The 20,953-nt window shown below is 55.4% G+C and carries 17 protein-coding genes; 6 read left to right on the top strand and 11 right to left on the bottom strand.

The annotated features are described in order from the left end of the window. Positions 1 to 21: 21 nt before the first annotated feature. The 7 genes from AWR27_RS04390 to AWR27_RS04420 all read right to left on the bottom strand — a co-directional run bounded on the left by AWR27_RS04390 (position 22) and on the right by AWR27_RS04420 (position 8,636). Entirely contained in the window at positions 22 to 477 is a 456-nt protein-coding gene (locus AWR27_RS04390) for a hypothetical protein (RefSeq protein WP_077130075.1), read from the bottom strand. Continuing rightward, positions 413 to 1,945: a phytoene desaturase family protein gene (locus AWR27_RS04395; protein WP_077130076.1), complete on the bottom strand. Its 1,533-nt coding sequence runs from the start codon at positions 1,943 to 1,945 to the stop codon at positions 413 to 415. Before AWR27_RS04395 ends, AWR27_RS04390 begins: the two co-directional genes overlap by 65 nt. Beyond that, entirely contained in the window at positions 1,912 to 3,603 is a 1,692-nt protein-coding gene (locus AWR27_RS04400; RefSeq protein WP_077130077.1) for an ABC transporter transmembrane domain-containing protein, read from the bottom strand. Before AWR27_RS04400 ends, AWR27_RS04395 begins: the two co-directional genes overlap by 34 nt. Before the next feature lie 2 nt (positions 3,604 to 3,605). Further along, positions 3,606 to 4,700, bottom strand: coding sequence for a P-loop NTPase family protein (locus tag AWR27_RS04405; RefSeq protein WP_077130078.1), 1,095 nt, complete (start codon positions 4,698 to 4,700; stop codon positions 3,606 to 3,608). A gap of 219 nt (positions 4,701 to 4,919) precedes the next feature. After that, entirely contained in the window at positions 4,920 to 5,720 is an 801-nt protein-coding gene (locus AWR27_RS04410; protein WP_077130079.1) for a tetratricopeptide repeat protein, read from the bottom strand. 1 nt (position 5,721) lies between these two features. Then, positions 5,722 to 6,333 (bottom strand): RNA polymerase sigma factor, encoded by a 612-nt coding sequence (locus AWR27_RS04415; RefSeq protein WP_077130080.1) that lies wholly within the window; start codon positions 6,331 to 6,333, stop codon positions 5,722 to 5,724. Between the two features lie 68 nt (positions 6,334 to 6,401). Beyond that, on the bottom strand, positions 6,402 to 8,636 hold the full coding sequence (locus AWR27_RS04420) for a carbohydrate binding family 9 domain-containing protein (protein WP_077130081.1): 2,235 nt from the start codon (positions 8,634 to 8,636) through the stop codon (positions 6,402 to 6,404). 190 nt (positions 8,637 to 8,826) lie between these two features. On the opposite strand from AWR27_RS04420, the gene AWR27_RS04425 reads away from it, so the two are divergent. Together AWR27_RS04425 and AWR27_RS04430 are read left to right on the top strand one after the other, a co-directional pair. Beyond that, positions 8,827 to 9,912 (top strand): tetratricopeptide repeat protein, encoded by a 1,086-nt coding sequence (locus tag AWR27_RS04425; protein WP_077130082.1) that lies wholly within the window; start codon positions 8,827 to 8,829, stop codon positions 9,910 to 9,912. Then, positions 9,900 to 10,616, top strand: a complete 717-nt coding sequence (locus tag AWR27_RS04430) for a sensor histidine kinase (RefSeq protein WP_077130083.1) — start codon at positions 9,900 to 9,902, stop codon at positions 10,614 to 10,616. Before AWR27_RS04425 ends, AWR27_RS04430 begins: the two co-directional genes overlap by 13 nt. Before the next feature lie 28 nt (positions 10,617 to 10,644). Here the strand turns inward: AWR27_RS04430 and AWR27_RS04435 are convergent, their stop codons facing one another. Beyond that, complete coding sequence (locus AWR27_RS04435) at positions 10,645 to 11,853, bottom strand: MFS transporter (protein WP_077130084.1); 1,209 nt, start codon at positions 11,851 to 11,853, stop codon at positions 10,645 to 10,647. 154 nt (positions 11,854 to 12,007) lie between these two features. Between AWR27_RS04435 and AWR27_RS04440 the strand changes: the two genes are divergently transcribed. Then, positions 12,008 to 12,856, top strand: a complete 849-nt coding sequence (locus AWR27_RS04440; RefSeq protein WP_077130085.1) for an AraC family transcriptional regulator — start codon at positions 12,008 to 12,010, stop codon at positions 12,854 to 12,856. A gap of 24 nt (positions 12,857 to 12,880) precedes the next feature. Here AWR27_RS04440 and AWR27_RS04445 read toward each other — a convergent pair whose 3' ends face one another. After that, positions 12,881 to 13,909, bottom strand: coding sequence for a glycoside hydrolase family 113 (locus tag AWR27_RS04445; RefSeq protein ID WP_077130086.1), 1,029 nt, complete (start codon positions 13,907 to 13,909; stop codon positions 12,881 to 12,883). A 49-nt stretch (positions 13,910 to 13,958) separates the two neighbouring features. Between AWR27_RS04445 and AWR27_RS04450 the strand changes: the two genes are divergently transcribed. Further along, positions 13,959 to 15,086 (top strand): FG-GAP repeat domain-containing protein, encoded by a 1,128-nt coding sequence (locus AWR27_RS04450; protein WP_077130087.1) that lies wholly within the window; start codon positions 13,959 to 13,961, stop codon positions 15,084 to 15,086. Positions 15,087 to 15,179: 93 nt separating this feature from the next. Here the strand turns inward: AWR27_RS04450 and AWR27_RS04455 are convergent, their stop codons facing one another. Then, on the bottom strand, positions 15,180 to 16,664 hold the full coding sequence (locus AWR27_RS04455) for a Gfo/Idh/MocA family protein (protein ID WP_077133793.1): 1,485 nt from the start codon (positions 16,662 to 16,664) through the stop codon (positions 15,180 to 15,182). Between the two features lie 117 nt (positions 16,665 to 16,781). On the opposite strand from AWR27_RS04455, the gene AWR27_RS04460 reads away from it, so the two are divergent. Beyond that, a complete protein-coding gene (locus AWR27_RS04460; RefSeq protein ID WP_077130088.1) occupies positions 16,782 to 18,629 on the top strand; it encodes a beta-N-acetylhexosaminidase in 1,848 nt (615 codons plus the stop codon). A 64-nt stretch (positions 18,630 to 18,693) separates the two neighbouring features. Here AWR27_RS04460 and AWR27_RS04465 read toward each other — a convergent pair whose 3' ends face one another. Next, positions 18,694 to 19,401 (bottom strand): LolA-like protein, encoded by a 708-nt coding sequence (locus AWR27_RS04465; RefSeq protein WP_077130089.1) that lies wholly within the window; start codon positions 19,399 to 19,401, stop codon positions 18,694 to 18,696. A gap of 254 nt (positions 19,402 to 19,655) precedes the next feature. Here AWR27_RS04465 and AWR27_RS04470 point away from each other — a divergent pair, with 254 nt between their 5' ends. Next, on the top strand, positions 19,656 to 20,876 hold the full coding sequence (locus AWR27_RS04470) for a nucleoside permease (RefSeq protein WP_077130090.1): 1,221 nt from the start codon (positions 19,656 to 19,658) through the stop codon (positions 20,874 to 20,876). The last annotated feature ends 77 nt before the right edge of the window (positions 20,877 to 20,953 follow it).

Below are 20,953 nucleotides of genomic sequence, written 5' to 3' on the forward strand. Positions count from 1 at the left end.
GCAGCCAGATTAGTAGCGGAGTTATTTGTGGGCGATAGCATCGCGGTTAACGAAACACGAACACAGCACGTTGCTGCTTTTGGGCGTTTGATCGCCCGAAAAGAATTGATCGAAGCTAAACTGACCGCGAATGATTTTCACCGTCTGCACGTCGTTCAGGTCGCGCTCGCCACTGGCAATGGCATCGGCCACGGTTTTGCACAGGCCGGTGGGGTCTTTTTTTGCCCGTTTGGCAATTACTTTTCGCACCTGATTCATGCCGCCCGTGCCTGCCAGTTGGTAGGGCAGATACCGACGCTTGCCATCTGCCGAAACACCCAGCAGGTATGTCATCTCGGCCTTGCCGTGCCGGTCGTGCGAAAACATAGGGTAATACGACAGCGGGAAACTGTCGACGGGTTTTCTGGCCCAGTTATACCGGACGGGCCAAACGATGACCAGAATCATCAGTACGCTCAGGCCAGCGGCTAAGCGCATACGGGGCGTGTTTGTCATGGTTGTTAAGTTGAAAGTGAGCCGGAAATTCGTCGCGCAGAGCCTGCTGTGCTGCGTGATAGCCACACAGCCCATGAACACCACCACCCGGCGGGGTCGATGATGAGCACAGATACAGCCCTCGCGCCGAGGTGCGATAGGGCGATGCCCGCAGAGCAGGGCGGGTAAACAATTGTGTCAGATCGGCCCGACCCCCGTTGATGTCGCCCCCGCGATAGTTGGGGTTATAGTGTTCGAGGTCAGCCGTATTCAGCGTGTGGCGGGCCAGAACCCGGTCGCGGAAGCCGGGCGCAAACCGTTCGATCTGCCGTTCGATAGCCGCCGTCATATCCACTGTCGAACCATTTGGGACGTGGCAGTAAGCCCAGGCCGTATGCTTCCCGGCGGGCGCGCGGGTGGGGTCGAACCGGCTTTGTTGAGCCAGCAGCACAAAAGGGCGTTCGGGGTGCTGACCACGCGCTACGGCCCGTTCGGCAGCCGCAATTTCGGCCAGTGTGCCGCCGACGTGTACCGTTCCGGCGTGACCGCAGCTTTCGTTTTTGAATGGCACAGGACCATCGAGTGCGTAATCGACTTTAAAAACACCCGCGCCGTGCCGATACCGTTTCAGTTGCCACCGATACAGAGCCGACAGCCGATGCCCGGCAATGTTGAGCAGTTGCGTAGGTGTCAGATCAAACAGCACGGCTCGTGCCAGTGGTAGCTGTCTTAGCGATTTCACCCGTATGCCCGTCTCGATTTTACCCCCCAGCGACACAAAGTAGCCTGCCAGCGCATCGGCAATGGCCTGCGAACCACCTTTCGGCATGGGCCAGCCTTTTAGGTGAGCCTGCGTCATGAGTACCAGCCCAATGGCCGAGGTTGTGAGTTGGTTGAGCGGCAGTAATGAATGAGCTGCCATACCGGCAAACAACCCCCGCGCAGCTTCGCCCCGAAAAAGGGCATTCGCCAGCCACTCGGCGGGCATCAACGCTTTCAGCCCAAACGACATGATGTTCAGCAGGCGCGGGTGCAGGGTCAGCGGCCCCAGCACACTGGCTTCGATGTCGGCCCATCGCTCTCGGATGGGGGCCACCAGCCGGGTGTAGGCTTCGGCATCGATGCCCAACCCGTGCGCCGTTTCGAGAATCGAGTGCCGGAGCAAAGCCGCCGTGCCATTGTCGAAGGGGTGGGCGGCAGCTATGGGCGGCTCAATGTAGGTCAGGCCAAAATCAGACAAGGGCAACTGGCGAAAAAACGGTGAGTTAACGCCCATTGGGTGAATGGCCGAACAGATGTCGTGCCGAAAACCTGGCAGCGTCAGTTCGGCAGTGCGCATACCACCCCCCACCGTTTTTTTGGCTTCGAGCAACAGCACCGACAGGCCCGCGTGTTGTAGGGTGATGGCCGCTGCCAGCCCGTTTGGTCCGGAGCCAACTACAACAGCGTCGAAATCAGGGTGTGTGTGCATGGTAAGAGCGGTTCAGTGCCGATTTCCCGGTTGCTTGCCAGTAAAATCGTCAGGTTATCAGCGCGTTGGTCGAGCCAGTCGATCAGTTGGCGGGCACCGTCGTCGGTCAGGCCGGCAAACGGTTCATCGAGCAGCAGAATTGGCTTCCGGGTGAGCAGGGCACGCGTTAGCCGCAGCACCGACCGTTGGCCTTCGGAGAGGTTGCGGCCCTGTTCGCCAATCAGATCGTCGAGGTGCAGGCGTCCGGGCAGGTTCGTTATGGCCTGTAGTTCGTTCAGCAGTTTCTCGGCGCGGGGCCGTTTGTCAGCTTTTCGGCTGTACGAAATGGCCTCGAACACGGTGCGGCCCAGCAGCGGCACGTCTGCCGAGGCCAGCGTGACGTGTTTGCGAACCGACGCCACCGAGTGTTCGCTTACTACCTGCCCATCGATTCGGATATTGCCACCGCTGGGGGTGTACAGGCCCAGAAGCAGGTTGAACGCGGTGGTTTTGCCCGTACCCGGCCCTCCCGGCATCTGCGTGATGGTGCCAGCACTGGCCGACAAAGACAGGTCGTTCAGCACCGATTTACCGGACACATAGGCAAATGAAACCGCATCGAATACAACTACTCCTTTCGTTACCTGCAAGGCTGGCCGGTGGTCGGTATCTTCGGCAGGCTGGGCGAAAAAGTCGGCTAATTTGTTGAGCGAGAGTCGGCCCGTTCGCCAAACCGATCCTACCCGCAGCAACCGCCGAAAAACGGGCCGTAAACTCAGTACCAGCAGAATAAACGTTATCAGAATACCCCCCGTCTGGCGACTGACCCCATTGGGCAACAGCGCGTGGACGCCCAGCAGAACCGCGAAGATCAGTGCATAAACAGCCACCGGCAGTACGCCTTCCAGCGCACTACGCCAGTCAAGTGCATCACGATTAGCCCGCGTGAGGTTAGCTGACCGCTTCGCAAACTGTTCATTCTCAACAGATTCCCGGTTGAAGACTTTGATGGTCTCCAGGGCGGCCAGCCGGGTGGCTACGTGGGCCACATAGCCTGAACGCAGATCGCGCCGTTGTATCGTGTGGGTTTCCAATCGGTTGTTGATCCACCGGAGCAACCCCAGAAACGGTAGCATACTGAAGACCAGGATGCCCGTGAGCGGGGCGTTGAGCCAGAGCAGCACCAGCCCCGCCAGCGTCAGAAACAGCACGTCCTGCATAAACCCAATGCCGCCTTTGGTGAGGTATCGGCGCAGACTCCCAAAATCGCTGCTGTAGCGAAGCAGGTACTTGCCAATGGGTTTCTGCCGGTGAGTGGCCGTGGGCAGGGCGAGCTGATGGGCAAAAACGCGCTCGCGCATCTCCTGCACAAAATACTCGCCCAATGTGCCGGTCAGCCGATAATTGGCGTATCCCAACAAGCCACGCAGCACAATCAGAGCCGCAAACATGCCGAAGAACGTACTCCACGCCTGACCGCTAAGCCAGCTCATTCCCAGCGTGTTGAGGGCTTGCCCCCGGTTAGAAACTCCGCCGAAAAACTGCTCGTAGAACCGCCCCAGACTAAGTGGGAGCAACAGCGTGACGGCACTGTTCAATAAACCTATCCCCACCGACAGGCCCACCAGCCGCCACCGCTGGCGCAGAAACGGGTAAAGTAGTTGATGCTGGGTAGCCATCGTCAGGCTGCTTTTAGCATTAGTCGCTGCTCCAGGGCGTAAACCGGCACTTCGCAGTCGGCAGGGAGCGGCTTACGGCTCATCAGCAGCGACGCGCCTTCGCTTTGCAGCTTCTCGAGCGTGAAAATGGGCAGGCTGACCTGTTCGTTCACTTCGCGCATCAGCAGCGGGCTGGTGGTAAACATACCACAGAGGGCAAACGGTGCAATACCCCAGCGTTGTAAGGTCTGTACACCACACACCGCCGAGAGGCTGTCGCAGGCCGAGAAAATAACTTCGTGTACCGTCTGCATGAAGCGTTCATTTTGCAGCAGCATTTTGGTTTCGCGCTGGTAAATACCGTCGGCTATTTCCATCACAACGTAATCGGGGTCTGATTCGAGGGCCTGATGCAGCAGCGATTCGTAGAGATCGAGTAGTTCGTTTTCGGCGCACATGTAAGTCGAAGGGAACCCGAACAGGCTGAAATCCAGCGATTGAGCGGCACCGAGGTCGTAGGCCAGGTCGCGGTCTTTGGTAAATACCGTACCGGTGAGTTTGATAAACACAACGCGCTTTCCTTTCCGAACGAGACCATGTACGAGGTGGGCCGCCGTAGTTGTTTTACCGCTGTCCATCGACGAACCAATCGACAGCACAACTTTCGTGAACGAAGCCGACAGTCCTGAGAAGCCAAAAAGCTGTTCGGCTTTCATTTTTTTTGTATTAACGACCTGCCCGCTGTCGTCGGTGGCGTAACCAATGATGCGTAGCCGCGTTGGGCCACCCCCACTGAATTTGGCGTGGGTGCTGTGTACCCAACCTACCGTGCCACCCGCACCGAGGATGTGAAATTCCTGCTGGCACTGCTCTGGCACGTAGCCTTCAAATTGTTCGGTAGCGTAGCGATGCCCAAAAGCCGCCATGATCCGGTCGCCGGGCATAATCTTGTTCATGACGCCCGTTTCGCCCTGAATGGTCAGGTGCTTGCCCAGACTGAGGACTTCAAAAACGGCTACGTCGCCTACCTGCGGCACGTAATACTGAGTACGCTGCTTGTCGAGTGAAACATGCTGCACATCGGCGCAGATAAAGGTTTTTTTCAGACGGGGTTCCATGCGCTTATTTTTTTAAAGTTGATGCACGACTTGGTTAGCGTTGGTCTGGCTGATCGGGGCGGGTTGCGAATCGCACCGATTAGCCAGCCTTCCAATCAAAGTCGTAGCTACCCGAGCGGATGTAATCGAAGTATTGAAAAATTTTATATGATAGTTTCTGAAAAAGAAAAAAGGCTCGTCTCTGCATCAGAAACGAGCCTTTTTTGTAAATAACTATCCTTATTTTTTCCAGGCAATTAGTTTTAGTTTCCACAAATCCGTTCGGCTAACGAAGGCGTGGTAAGGGTGATTGGCATCTTCATAAATCCGGCTGAAGAGGGCGTAAGCTGGTTCGTACTGTTTCGCGCCTAAATAAGCCAATGCCTGATAATACTCGGTTTCTGACGAGAAGTAGGGCGTAACCCGCTGCCTGTTGGCCTGTTGCAGTTGTCCGAAGGCAGCAAGCGCAGATTCATACTGCCGCAATTCGAGGTGCGCCACGCCCGTCAGAAAATAATCGGGTGGTCGCTGGGTAGGCAGGGTTCGGGCCTGTTGCACTACGCCGGCAAAATCACCGGCCCGGTAGCGCGATTCTAACCGCGAAGGCAAATCGTCGGTGCCGCGCGTGGTGGGAAGCTGATAGCCTACAAATTTTTCGCCGTAAATGCCCTCCTCGCTGACGGTGGCAAGCTGGTAGCCACCAAATCCCAGCACTGCCAGCAGCACCGACGCGGCAATGCGTACTACCCAGCCCAGTGCGCCGGACCGCCCGACGCTGCTATTCAGCGGGATTACTTTAGCTTCGACAGCGTTAGCATCCTGTTCGGCGCGTTCGGCCCGAAGCTGGGTCATAAACTGTGCATGAACCTGCCGCACGTCGGCGCGGATGGCTCCCACCTGCACCGCCCGTTGGCTAATCAGAAGGCTGTCGAAGAGGTGACGGAGGTCGGGGTTTCGTGCCAGTTCCTGCTCAAAGGCGGTGGCTTCGTCGGACGTCAGTTCGTTGCTGAGGTAGCGGTCAATTCGGTCGATTGGTTCCATATCATCGGGTGCGCTGGAGCGCGTCTCTCACAGATTCCGACAGGCCGGGCGTGCGCTGAACAAACTCGGTCATGTCTTTTAAACATTTGTGTTTCTTGTTTCGAAGTACCTGTTCGCTGCCGTAATCGGTTTGGGTAAGAATTTCCTTCATCGACAGGTTCTGGTAATAAAACAGCGTCAGAATTTTCCGACAGGCGTCGCCTAAGCGGTCAAACAGGGCTGTCAGGGTTTGCTGGGCTTCGAGGCTCATCACGTAAGCCGATACGTCGTCTTCTTCCTGATCACGTTCGGTTTCAAAGACTTCGTTGCGCCGGGTGTCGCTGCCGCGCTTCCGCAGCATAGTAATCCAGTGGTTGCGGGCCAGTGTAAACAACAGCGATTTTACACTGGCTTCACCCCGATATTTATCCTGCTGTATCAGATCGACCAACGAGACCATTACCTCCTGTACTACGTCTTCGGCGTCCATTTCACTACCACTGTTCGTCAGCACGTATCGTTCCAGCAGCCGGTAATAGCGGTCGTACAAGAACAGCAGTGCCTGATTCACATTGGTTTTCGACCGGATCGCCTGGATTAGTTCGGCATCGGTGAATGTTGTTCGGGTTGCCATAGCTACGGTTAATAGTTAGTCGAAATAAGCAGTGGAAATGTAATACCGATTGCCTGAAAAAACCGTATTTACAACGAAAACCAGTACGTTAATTTAGCGACGAGGGCGCGGTCGCGGGTGCGAAACGGCTCAAAATAGCGTGCTTCCGACAGTGTGGTAGCCTGCGTAAAATAATTATTGGTGTACACAAGGTAAAAATCGCTGACGGGCTTAAACCGCCACTGAAGCCGGGCGTTGATGTTCAGGTTGTTGACCTGATTGTTGTACTGCACAAACGTGGTCAGATACAGATTTCGGGTAAACGTCAGGTCGGCGCGGGGGCCAATCAGCCACAAATCGGCGTCGTTATAGCCATCTGGTAGTCGAATGCGGTTGTAGTTGACCTCAAGAGCCACCGACGCGAAGGGCTGATGCCGATAATGGAGCGTGCCGTGCAGATTCACCAACTGCCCGTTGTAGTACTGCCCAAACCGCGATTCGATAGTGCCGTAAATCAATTGCCGACTGTCGGACTGATACTGGATTTTTGCCTGTGCGTATCGGTACGATGAACCTGCCGGAAGCTGCCGTTCGGGGTCATTCTTGCCCGACGGGTCGAATGGGCTGAACAGATACACGTATTCCCAGCGCAGAAACGTAAACTTCAAACTGGCCGTGTTCTGAAACTTGACGCGGCCATACAACCCGGCTTCCCAGTCGAGCAGGCGTTGCTGGGTTGTGCCGTATACGACGTCGACTTCGGGGCCGAAACTGATGGCGTTGATGGTTCTACGCAGGTCATTTTTCGGGAAATACGTGTAACTCGCTTTGTTGATAGTACGTACAATGCCCCGACGTGGCACAAACCCTACATCGGGCGTATAGTGGCGACCGATGATTTCGTTCTCGGTTTCGGCATTGAATCGCTTCGTGCTGTAATCGAGCCGTGCTCCGGCCACAAACTGTTCGCTGCGGTTTTGATTTCTCAATAGCTTGTGATAGAAAAACTTACCCTGCCAGATACCGTCGGGCGAAGCCAGATTGTAGTCGGCCCCCACTACGGTATTATACCCCGTTCGGTCGATTTTGTTAACGACAATGCCGCCGATGGTTGAGCGTGAAAACACCCGGTACTGGGCCGTGGCAACGGTGAAGTTTGCCGTTCGTATGCCCAGACTGGCGTCTTCGGCGGTCTGTACGTTAAGCAGGCCCACGCGCCAGCGGTCGTTGAGTTTGCCGCTCAGCCGCAACCCCGCGTGAATGGCGTTGCGTTCGAGTTCGTCGCTGACGGGGCTGCGGACCAGCCCAATCCGGCGCGAGAAAAAAGGCTTCGCTTTGCTGAACCCAAACGAACCGAAGAGGTCGGCGTTTTCAACAAAAAACTGCCGCCGTTCGGGAAAATAGAGTTCAAACCGGCTGAGATTTGTTACCTGCTGATCGACTTCGACCTGCGCGAAATCGGGGTTTACCGTGAGGTCGAGATTAAGTGAGGGTGTCAGGCTCACCTTAGCGTCGAAGCCCGCGTTGAGCCGGGGTTGGGCGGGTATGTCGCGCACGTAATCGCGCTCAACGTCGGCCAGTACGTAGGGGATAAACGCCATGTTTTTACCGGGTTGTGGCGGTTGCTGGTCCCAGACGAGCGTACCCGAAAAAGCCAGATCGCTGCTGTTGAACCCGCGCGGAATGGGTGCCCAGCACGACCGTTCGTTGTCGGCCAGATTATAGCGAAAAAAGTTGATACCCCACTGGTTTGCTTCGCGCTCGGCCCGGTAACGCAGCGTTTTGAACGGAATGGCGATTTCCACAATCCAGCGGTCGTTGAGGTTGGTGACTCGGCTTGTCCAGCGGTTATCCCAATCGGTAGAAAAATGATCGCCGTTGGAAACAAGCCCTTCGCGCTCAACGCCATACGGGTTTACGGCAAACTGAAACGCCGTTTGTTTATCGCGGAATGTGTCGATGTTGATCAGCACGGCGTCGGAGTGTCCACTCGTCGCAAAATCGCGCCGGAGCGACGGTATAACGTACTGCTGCTGCTGAAACGCGACAATGCCGATATATAGATTTTGTTGATCGTAAGTAAGCCGAACTTCGGTTTGTTTGCCCGCCCGGAGCGTGTCGTAGGGAAATTGCTGCCAGAAGTTTCGCGCCGGGCGGGCCGATTTCCAGGCGGCTTCCGTCAGTTTGCCATCCAGTACAATTCGGCCCGTTGCCCGCCGAATTGGAAGCCGATAGCGTTGGTCGTTGTCGGCGTTCTGAGCCAGCGAAACCGGGCTTGCACCAAGACTAAGGGCCAGGAAGAACAGTGGAGGTAATAAACGCATAGCCGGTGTACTTGGTCAGCAGTAAACAGGCATAAGTCGAAGCCAGCAGACCGAACGTAACCGGGCCGGAAACTTTTCCAGACGAAATCGAACCGGTCAAAATCTGGCGGGAAGGTCGTTAATGCGGTATTTGTTGTATGAGAGAATTATCATTATTAATTTTCAGGATTCCTCTTTCCTTCTCAACCTTATGCATCTACGCGGTTTGTTTTATATCTTTTTATTAATTGGGCTGGCCCGGTTCGCCAACGCTCAATCGTCGCTGCTGCCCGATTCGCTGGCCGACGCCCCCGACTCGGTCAAGTGCTGGCACCTGCGCGAGTTGGGCGATCAATTGATTGTGAAGGGTAAAATGCCCGAAGCCAAAGCTGCTTACCAGCAGGCACTTGAGTTGGCACAGGCGGCCAAACGTCCCGTCGATATTGGCATGGGATACCGGTCGCTGGGTTATTGGTATCAGAATGCGAACGACTACGGTAAAACTTTAGACCTTTATCATCAGGCGTTACGCATATTTCATCGGCACGCGCCAAACCGGGCCGTGCGCGTGTATCTGCGCATTGGGCAAAGCTACCTCTACCTGAAAGACCCCGACAAAGCCCGCAGCTACTTCCAGCGGGGGCTAACCGTTGCCCGGCAACAGCGAGATACCTCCGACGCCGTACACTTCTATGGTAGCTTATCGATAGTTGAAAAAGATCAGAAAAACTATCCCAAAGCCATTCAATACAGTCAAACTGCACTGAAGCTATATCAGCAACAAAAAAACAAGTTAGAATACAATGTAACGTTATTGAATCAGGCACTGCTCTATAAAGATATGGGGCAGTATAAAACCGCTGAAGCACAACTAAAGGAGGTTGCTGCCTATTCCCGTCAGGCCAACGATAAGGAGATGCTGGCCTACGTCGACATCAACCTGCCCAACGTGCTGCTGCCGCTCAATCGGCTCGATGAGGCCGAAGCAGCCAGTAGGCGGGCATTGGCCTGGATCAATCGCACGGGGGTGAATCAGTTTTCCATGCACGAAGAAGTGTATGGCCACCTGAGCCGCATAGCCGAACGCCGGGGCAACTATCAGCAGGCACTGGCCTTCTATAAACTACAGATGGCGGCTCACGACAGCGTATTTAATTCCGCTAAAAATCAACAGATTGCCGAATTAGACGCCCGCTACCAAACCCGCGAACAGGAAGCCCGCATCCAGCTTCTGAACGAAAGCAATGCCCTGAAAGACCGGCAGATTTGGGCAGGCGTTGGGGAATGCTGTTGCTGACGCTGCTGCTGGGCGGACTGTTCTGGCAATTCCAGTCTATACGGCGTAAACGGTCTGAAATTGAGCGGCAGGCCGATCAGCTAAAAACGCTGATGCGCGAGTTGCACCACCGGGTCAAAAACAACCTCGCGATTGTGTCGAGCCTGTTGCGGCTACAGGTTCGGCATTTAGACGATGAAAAAGCGATTGAAGCCGTGCGGGTAAGCCAGCAGCGAGTACACGCTATGTCGCTCATTCATCAGCGACTCTACCAGACCGACGCCGTTTCGTCGGTGAATATGCGCGAGTTCCTGACCGATCTGGCCCAGAACCTGATGCAGGCGTATGGCTTTGAAGCCAATCGGTTCGATTTGCAGATTGCTATCGACCAGCCCGACGTTGACGTCGATGTGGCGATACCGATGGGGTTGATTGCCAATGAGTTGATTACGAACGCATTCAAATATGCCTACACCGACGTGGAGCGGCCCCGGCTGCATATTGGCCTGCACAATCATAACGGTCTGACCCTCGAAGTGCAGGACAATGGCCCCGGCTTAGCCGATACCGACTGGCAACCGCAGGTCAATCGGCAGGCGTCGTTTGGGCAGCGATTGGTTGCTACCCTCAGCCAGCAGTTAGACGCTACCATTGAACTCGTTCGGCAGAACGGCACCCTGTTTCGGCTTCATATCCCGTCGAATCGACTGCAACCGGTGGAGTGATGTGCGTACAATACGGCAACGATAACGATCAAAACAGATTCACCATACGCGACAGCCACGCCGAAATCAGCAGCGAAATAGCTACAAAACCCAGCCCGTAATATAGCCCAAAGCTTTCGGCAATGAAACCAACGATGGGTGGCCCGGCCAGAAAACCGACAAAGCTAAACGTGGCGAAGGTTGCCAGCCCGGCAGCGGGCGGAATGCCCGGCACCCGCAACGCAGCCGCGTACAGAATGGGCGCACCCAATGAGCAGCCTGCACCCAGCACCGCAAAGCCCAACAGGGCCATAGCTGGATAGGGGAGGGCAATGGCAATAAGCAGACCCGCAGCGGCCAGTGTACCGCCAATTTGCAGCCAGCGTTTGGCCCCAATTTTCGGGATAATAGCGTCGCCCAGAAACCGGAAACTGGTCATGGTCAGCGAGAAACTGGCGAATCCCAGCGCGGCAATCTGACTGCTGGCTCCCAGCGTTTCGCGTAAATAAACCGCACTCCAGTCGAAAGCCGCGCCTTCGCCCATTGCCAGAGCGAGACCAATCAGAATCATCAGCAGCAGGTCGCGGTTGGGCCGCACAAACGACGACCCGGCTTTTTCGCCCGATTCCGTGCGGCTGCTCGACGGCACCTGCGCCAGGGTAGGCTGTAGCAAAAACGAGCCAATCAGCACCAGGGCGGCCATTGCCATCACGTGTACGGGCGGGGCTACGTGCAACGCAATTACAGCCCCGGCAATGCCCGACCCAAACAACCCGCCCAAACTCCACATGCCATGACACGACGACATAATCACGATGCCTTCGGCCCGTTCGAGGTTGGTGGCACTGGTGTTCATGGCTACGTTGATGAGCGCACCATTCAGGCCCATCAGAAACAGACCGAGGGCCAAAATTGCCGGATTAGGCGCGTTGAGCGGGATGCATACGGCCAATGCCAGCCCAATAGCCGACCACAAACACGCCCGTGCTTCGCCTAATTTGCCGATGATCCAGCCCGTTATGGGGTTCATGACCAACAGCCCGGCAGGCAGCGCGAAGAGCGTCAGGCCCAGTTCGGCATCGGACAGTTGCAGCTTTTGTTTGACGTAAGGGATGTGCGACACCCAGCTACCGAACAGGATACTGTCGGAAGCAAAGACTAATCCAATGGCTAACGCCCGCCGGTTCAGGAAGAATGTCAGCAGGTTCCGCACAAACAGGTTTCGGTGCGGCTTTTCGACAGAAATAGTTGAGTTCATAGGTACAAAATTACAGCAGGTTGCCACGCGGTTTCTTGCGTGAATTAGCCAGTTTTAATGCTGTATTGATTAAATTTGGTTGTTATTGTCTGTTGAATTATCAATAAGGCGTTATTTTGGTAAAGCGGGTGGAAACCCGCATTACAGGAATGGAATGAAACTACAATTCGAGAAAATAGAACCCGAAGCGGGGAGTTCGTTTCGCGTGATTCACCTGACCGAAGCCGAAACGTGCCGCGTGTTCTGGCATTATCACCCCGAATACGAGATTGTGTACATTCCGCACGGCAACGGTCAACGGCGCGTTGGCACCAACGTGTCGCGGTACGAAACCGGCGAACTGGTGTTTATCGGGCCGAACCTGCCGCATCTGAATTTCAGCTACGGTAAAGCCGGGCAGTACGACGAGATTATTGTGCAGATGCGCGACGATTTTCTGGGCGATTCGTTTCTGCAAAAACCTGAGCTGAGCCACGTTCGGCGGTTGTTCGAGCGGGCGCACCGGGGGCTGGCGTTCGGCGACGAAACCAAACAGCGCGTTGGCCCGCTGCTCAACGAATTGCCCGCGCAACCCCCGTTCGAGCGAATGCTGACGCTGCTGCGTGTGTTGCAGCAATTGGCCGATGCCGCAGACATGCAGCCGCTCCATGCCAACGGCGTTCGGTTCGATCTGAACCCAAAAGAGCAGGAACGGATTAGCCGCGTTTGTCAGTATGTTGAACAGCACTACGCCCAGCCTATCGACGTTCGCGCCGTGGCCGACCTCGTTAGCCTGACCGTACCGGCTTTTTGCCGCTATTTTAAACGCATGACGAACCTGACATTTACCGATTTCGTAAACGAGTACCGTGTCAATCAGGCCCGCAGGCTCCTGCATTCGTCGCGCACCGTGGCCGACGTGGGCTATGCCGTGGGGTTCAACAACCTATCGCACTTCAACAAAACGTTCCGGGCCATAACCGGTCAAACGCCAAGCGATTATCGAAAAGAATTAGTGGTGTAGCTGAATACTTCGCTGGTGCATAGGCTACCTGACCTGCTTCCACGCTTTCTGTAACACATCTCCCGCCGTGCGGTCCTGCGGGCTGTACTGGTCGCGTTCGCGGTGGCGCAGGTCATCGTCCATGAACCACTTCCAGGCAAAACCGCCCGCAAACCACGGCTGCGGCCACACGGCTTCGAGCAACGCTGCGTAGGCGTTGGCCTGAGCGGTTAGGTTGGCCGTGCATTCGGTGTCGGATTCCCACGGGCGACGGGCCGTGTGGTCGCAGGCACGGTAGCCAAATTCGGTGAACAGGATGGGTTTCTGGTGTCGGCTGCTGGTTTTTTTTAAGGCGTTCAGGTGTGGTTTCCAGCCCCGCACAAGGTCGGCGGGGCCCGGTTCGCGGTCGTCGGAAAGGGGGAAATAAGCATCGACGCCAATGTAATCCAGTTCGCTCCAGAACGGGATGCGTTCGTAGCGGTCCCAGTTGGCTGCGTAGGTCAGCTTGCCTTTGTAAACGCTTTTCACCTGTCCAATGAGTCGTTGCCAGAAGGCAGGCCGGGCAATGGCGAAGCGGTCGAGTTCGGTGGTGATGCAATACAAATCGACGTTGAGCGAGTCGGCCATGTGGGCGAAAAACAGTACGTATTGCGCGTAGTCGTGTTCAAAACTTTGCCAGTCGGCTTCGGTCGAAAATTCGAGATCGAGGTGCGAACCACCCATCATCCATACGTGCGGTTTGAGCATCGTTTTCAGCCCCTGCCGACGCGCCATCCGAACCGTTTCGGCCACACCCGCCGGAGTTTCGCCCCACCACTGCCCCCAGTTTCGACGCTCTTTGGGGCGGTTTTCGCTGAAATAAAAATGCGGGTCGCCTTTTCGGTTGAAGCCGTATGGCACAATGGCGACCCACTCGCCCCCAATGGCCCGCACGGGGGCCAATGCCATCGAATCGGGCTGGCGGGGCGGAGCCACCAAATTCACGCCTTTGTGCTTCGGGCCGTTGTATTGAAACGGCGGGGCAGTCTGGCAACCGAGCAGCGTAACGAAAACTAAAAGCAGGTGAAGGGGCATAGTAGAAGTTGGCAAGTCGGTAATTTACGATAGTAAACCGCTGCTTACTATGAAACGTGTTTTTTTAGGTTTATTTACTTTGCTGCTGGGTGTAGCACTCACCCCACCCGAACGATTGCCCCGCTTCCAACGCTATTTTGTAGCTGCCGAAAGCTACGAGTCGGTGGGCGTATTCGATGTCGATAACAACGATACACTTGATTTGGTATCGGGCGATTTCTGGTACGAAGGGCCAGCGTTTCGGCGTCGGCACCTGATTGGCAATTTACCCCGGCAGAACGAATATTACGACGATTTTTCGACTATTCCGATGGACGTCAATGCCGACGGGCGCATGGATTTCGTTACGGGCGGCTGGTTCGACGGCACACTGCGCTGGCTCGAAAACCCCGGTAAAAAAAATAGCCGCTGGCCCACGCACCCCATTGCAAAAGTAGGTAACATTGAAACTACCCGCGCCTGGGACGTTGATGGCGATGGTACGCCCGAAATTGTGCCGAATAACCCCGGCCATCCGCTCAAATACCTCAAAATGACTGGCCCTGCCCAGTTTACGATTGTGCAAATTGCTCCTACCCAGGGCCACGGACTGGGTTTTGGTGACGTTAATGCCGACGGGCGGGGCGACTTCATTCTAAGCGACGGCTGGCTCGAGGCCCCCGCCGACCGTGCATCGGGTCCGTGGACGCTGCACAACGAATTTTCACTCGGTTCGGCCAGCATACCCGTTCTTGTCATTGACGTGAATGGCGACAAGCTCAACGACCTGATTGTAGGGCAGGGGCATGGCTACGGTCTGCACTGGTACGAACAAACCCGCACCGCCACTGGTCAGCGCGGCTGGACGAAGCACCTGATCGATGACAAAAATTCCCAATATCACTGCCTTGAGTGGGTAGACCTCACCGGCGACGGGCGGCCCGAGTTGCTGACAGGCAAACGCTACCGCGCTCACAATGACAACGACCCCGGTTCCAACGACCCGGTAGGGTTGTACTATTTCACGTGGGACGTGGCCCGGAAGCAATTTGCCAAACACGACATTGCTTATGGCCCGGCGGGTGTAGGCAAAGGCACTGGCATCTACTTTGCCGTAGCTGACCTCCGTAAAACAGGCCGGAAAGACATAATTGTGGCTGGTAAAGACGGGTTGGCCGTTTTTTTCAACGAGCGGTAATCGAAACAAATTTCGTCAGGATAACGAAAAAGCGAATGCCACTACTCGAAAGTAATGGCATTCGCTTTTTCGTTATCCTGACGGCACAGCCGGTTACGCCGTGAGCGACCAGCCTTCGCGGTATTGGCGCGAAACAAACTGGTTGGCGTCCTCGAAGTTGGTGATCTTCATGCTTTTGCCATCCCACAGCAGCTTTTTGCGACCCGGATAATCGAAGCCCCGACCGTCGGCGCGGGCCGTGCGGAGGTTGTAGCTGCGAATGGCGAGGTTGCCCATCAGTACGGTTTCGGTGAGCGGACCCGAGAAGTCGAACGAGGAGGTCAACCCTTTGTGTTCTTTGCTGTTGAAACCCGCTTTGCAGGCATCGGCCCACAGCACCTGATGGCCCCACTCGGGTAGCTTCAGGTTCAGGTTGTTACGGTCTTCTTTAGGCACTTCGTACTTTTCTCCGCTCTTGGTATAAATTTTGGGATTCATACCATACAGGCCGCAGGTCAGCAACCCTTTATCGCCAATCATGAACATACCGTTGCTGCCACCGTCGTCGCTGAGCGGTTCGCTATCGGGCAGGAAGGCAGGCCGGAAGGGCTTGATACCGCCATCAGACCAGGTCATCGTAATGGGCGACTTGTTGGTTTTTGTCGGCTCGAACTGCATCATTACCTGCGATGAAGGCGGGCATCCTTCCGGGATATACTCCGGCGTCCAGTCTTTCATGAATACGGCACCTACGCTGCATTCGACCGAGGTTGGGTAGCTGATACCCAGCGTGCGGAACGGAACGTCCATGATGTGACAACCGATGTCGCCGAGCGCACCGGCCCCGAAGTTCCACCAGCCGCGCCATTTAAAGGGGTGATAACCAGGCGAGTAGCCAACCTTTTGCGCCGGGCCAATCCACAAATCCCAATCTACGTCGTCGGGGGGCGTAGTGGTTTGCGGCACCGGAATGCCCTGCGGCCACACCGGGCGGTTGGTCCAGAAATTGATGGTATGCACGTTGCCCAGCAATCCTTTTTTCACCCATTCGACCATCTGCTGCTGGGCCGGGTTCGACGCTCCCTGATTGCCCATCTGCGTCACGACCTTGTATTTGCGGGCTGCTTCGGTCAGCATCCGGGCTTCGTAGATATTGTGCGTCATTGGTTTCTGCACATACACGTGTTTGCCGAGTTGCATGGCCGCCATGGCTACCACAGCGTGCGTATGGTCGGCGGTCGAAACCGTCACGGCGTCGATGGTTTTGCCTTCTTTATCGAGCATCTCGCGGAAGTTTTTGTACCGCTTGGCGTTGGGATGCTTGTTGAAGTTGGCCTTAACCTGATCGCGACTCCAGTCGATGTCGCACAGGGCCACAATGTTGTTGGCACCGTTGTTAAAGGCGTTATTGGTATCCGAGAACCCTTTACCGGCAACGCCCACGCCCGCAATATTGAGCTTATCGCTGGGAGCAATAAAGCCTTTGCCGCCGAGTACGTGGCGCGGCACAATCATAAAACCGGCAGCCGCCAGCGCACCAGTCTGCAAAAACTGTCGGCGGGTGGTTTCGGTACTGGTCAATTTATCAGGTTGGTTCATAGACGTGATCGGATCGTTTTTGGTAAACAAAAGGGCATATCGGTCAATTTTTACCCGGAACCGCTACTTTTTTTAGCCAGCCTTATGCGTCTATCTTTGCCTTCTCTTCGCGTGTTCATGAAAAAACTCGTTTACCTGCTTTGGCTGGCGGCTCCGGCCTGGGCACAGTCGCCGTCAACCACGATACCGGCGTTGATCCCGGCCCCGCAAACGCTCGAACCTCGCTCCGGTTCATTCGCCATTACCAACCAGACCCGGTTGCATATACTGACCCCCGTTGCCTCGATACGCCGGATGGTGCGGGCCAACCTGCCCGGCCTGAAACTGACCGATCAGCCCCGACCCCTAAAAGCCATAACGGTGCGGCTGGCCCCGGTGCCGGGCGTTGGTGCGGAAGGCTACGACCTGACGGTTGGTGCCGACGGTATTCTGCTGACGGCCCCGCAGGAAGCCGGGTTGTTCTATGGGCTGCAAACCTTGCGGCAGTTGTTGCCCGTAACAACGCGGTCAGGCTCGCGGCTGGATCGTATTCCCGCGCTGCACATCCGCGATCAGCCCCGGTTTGGGTGGCGTGGGCTGATGCTCGACGTGAGCCGCCATTTCTTCGACAAAGCGTTTGTAAAGCGATTCATCGATCAGATGGCGCAGTACAAATACAACGTTTTCCACTGGCACCTGACCGACGATCAGGGGTGGCGCATCGAGATCAAAAGTCTGCCCCGGCTTACGCAGGTGGGCGCATTCCGGGTGCCGCGCACGGGCCGCTGGAATGACATCGAAAACCCGATGCCGGGCGAAAATCCGTCGTATGGCGGCTTCTACACCCAAAACGACATCCGCGAAATTGTGCAGTACGCTGCCGAACGCCAGATCACCATCGTACCTGAAATCGACATGCCGGGGCATAGCATGGCCGCTATCGTGGCGTATCCGAATCTGGCCTGTGACGGTAAACAGAAGGTGGTGCCGACGAATGGTAAATTCTATAAGTTGGAAGACAACACCCTGAACCCATGCAGCGACAGCACGTATGCCTTTGTCGATAAAGTGCTGACCGAAGTGGCTGCTCTGTTTCCCGGTCCGTATATCCATGTCGGGGGCGACGAAGCTTACAAGGGTTTCTGGACGACCTGCGAGCTGTGTAAACCTGTGATGGCGACCAACGGGCTGAAAACGATGGAAGAGTTACAGAGCTATTTTATCCGGCGCGTGGAACGAATCGTGCGGTCGAAAGGCAAAAAGCTCATCGGCTGGGATGAAATCCTGGAGGGGGACGGTCCGACGATTCGGCTGGCTCCGGGTGCTACGGTGATGAGCTGGCGTGGGATGCGGGGCGGTATCGAAGCCGCCCGGCAGGGTCGCCCGGTCATTATGACGCCTTTTCAGCACTGCTACTTAGACCTCTATCAGGGCGAACCGTCGGTCGAGCCGAGTACCTACAGCATGTGCCGGCTGAGTGATTCGTACCGGTTTGAACCTGTCCCTGATAGCGTTCGGGCCGAGTTGATTCTGGGAGGGCAGGGTAATCTCTGGACCGAGTCGGTGCCAACGCCCCGGCACGCCGAATATATGGTGTGGCCGCGTGCGTTTGCGCTGGCCGAGGTGCTGTGGTCGCCTAAAGAACGGCGCAACTGGCCGGAGTTTATGAACCGGGTAGAAGCACATTTCCGGCGGTTCGATGCGCTCGGTATCAACTACGCCCGCAGTGTGTATAACCCGATTATCACGGTTAAGCGACCACCATTGGGTTTCGTCGAGGTCTTTCTGAACCACGAACTGCCCGACGTGCTGCTGTACTACACCACTGATAGCACACAACCCGACGACCGCTCGCTCCTGTATGCCAACCTGATTCTGATGCCCAAAGGAGCCAGTCGGCTGAAGGTGATGGCCTACCGTTACGGCAAACCCATCGGCATGCTTATCGACCTGCCAATTGAGGAGCTTGCCAGACGGATTCGGTGAAGGTCATAAAAAATCGTTCCCGCTTACGGAACACAGCGGGAACGGGTTGAAATCCGAAATGCTGTTACTTCGGTTTGGCGAAGATGGTGTTATCGACCGGGCTGTTGATCGTCAGCTTCGTAATTTTAGCCGTAATTGGGGCGGGAACCTGTGGGTTGCTGACCTCAAACGTATGTGGCACGCTCAACCCATCCACTACTTTGTAATCCGAAAACGTTGCGCTGGTTTCACCCTGCGGGCTGCTGCCTTTCAGACCTAAAAGCTGGTAATCGTCGGCGGCAATAAAATAATTGTAAACACCTTCGGGCCGGGTCACTTTCAGGTTGTAGGCATCTTTTTCTTTGAATTTCTCTTTACCAACCAGTTCGTAGGGGAGCTTATCGGCTTTCAGGTAGGCCAGATGAAACATCTGTGGTTCGGTAGCGGTTTTGCCGGCTTTCAGGGCTTCGGCAGGCAGGTCTTGTGCTGTATTGCCGCCCGCCATCGGGTTAATCATCCAGCCTTTGTCGCCATCGAACACGTTCGTAATCTGCTGACCCATCACCGACACGTCGCTGCGGAGCGACTGGCCTACGACGTACACGTTTTTGGCGGTCATCTCCATGCCCATCACCGCCATCGACTGGTCCATTTCGAGCGTTTTTACAGCCGCAATTTTGTCGGCTCCGCCAATGGCAGCAACGTGCTTATCAATCACTTCGTCGGCGGTTTGGGCGAACGAAAAAGTTGGAATCGCTACCAGAGCGACAAGCGTAATCAGTTGTTTTTTCATGAAAAAAGTTGTCGAATACAGCCTTAAAGATACCGCTTTTTTCAACTTTGCCCAAGCTGCCTGGCAGGCCCAATAATCCTGCCGACAACAGTAGGATTATTGGGCCCGGCGGGTCATGACCTGAAAAACATCAACAGCTTCGACCAACGTGCGTTTGATAGAGTAGTGGATTAATAGAAATCTGCCTTGGTGCTATGATGAGAAGCCGGTGCGTTTTATCTTCAACCGATAAAACCTAAATCCGTTAACCCCCGATGCTGAACACAACGCGCGTTAAGCTCTCGATCATGATGTTTCTCCAGTTCTTTGTCTGGGGAGCCTGGTACGGGCAGATGAGTAAATATTTATTAACCCAACTCAACGCTACCGGCGATCAGGTGGGCAACGCTTACGCGGCTTTTTCGCTGGCGATGCTTGTTGCACCCTTCTTTGTCGGTATGATTGCCGACCGCTATTTTGCCGCCCAGAAAATGCTTGGCATCCTGAATCTGCTGGGCGCGGGCGTGTTGTACCTGATTACCCAAAACACTGACCCCGACCGCTTTTTCTACCTGATTCTGGCCTACTGCATCACCTTCGCACCGACGCTGGCCCTCACGTCGTCGATTGCCATGCAGCAGATGAGCAGCCCCGAAAAAGAATTTCCGGGTATTCGGGTACTGGGTACGGTAGCCTGGATTGTAGTTACGAACATCGTGGGTTTCTACGGCTTCGGCGATCAGGTCACGATTTTTCAACTGTCGATGTACTCGGCTGTCGCGCTGGGCGTGTTCTCGTTTTTCCTGCCCGATACCCCGCCCAAAGCTGATAAATCGACCTCGGTAGCGCAGATTCTGGGGCTTGATGCGTTCCGGCTCTTCCGCGACCGCTCGTTTGCCATTTTCTTTCTGTCGTCGGTGCTGATTTGTATTCCGCTGTCGTTCTACTACGCTATGGCAAATCCGTCGCTCACCGATGGCGGGATGCAGAACGTAGAGAACAAAATGTCGCTCGGTCAGGCATCGGAAGTGATTTTTATGCTGCTGATTCCGTTGGCTTATACCCGCTTGGGCGTTAAAAAAATGCTGATTGTGGGGCTGGTAGCCTGGATTGTACGATTTATTTGCTTCGGGTACGGCGACGCATCGAGCGAGTGGCTGCTGTATATCGCCATTCTGCTGCACGGCGTTTGTTATGATTTCTTCTTCGTAACGGGGCAGATTTATACCGACAACAAAGCGGGCGAAAAAATCAAATCGTCGGCGCAGGGGCTGATTACGCTGGCTACTTACGGCATTGGCATGGGCATCGGCTCGAAATTATCGGGCATCGTACTCGATATGTACACCCGCCCCGACGGCACCAAAGACTGGCTCTCGGTCTGGCTCGTGCCTGCCGGTATCGCAGCCGCCGTGCTGGTGGTATTCGTGTTGCTCTTTTCCGACAAACAACGTGTTCGCGCTACCAAAGACGAATCTGATTTAGTGAAAAGTTAAAAGTGAAGAGTGAAAAGTGGGTAACGGATATAGTGTGGGAAACGCTACTCACTTTTCATTGGTAACTTTTCATTTTT

It is taken from the genome of Spirosoma montaniterrae, assembly GCF_001988955.1.
Taxonomy (GTDB): domain Bacteria; phylum Bacteroidota; class Bacteroidia; order Cytophagales; family Spirosomataceae; genus Spirosoma; species Spirosoma montaniterrae.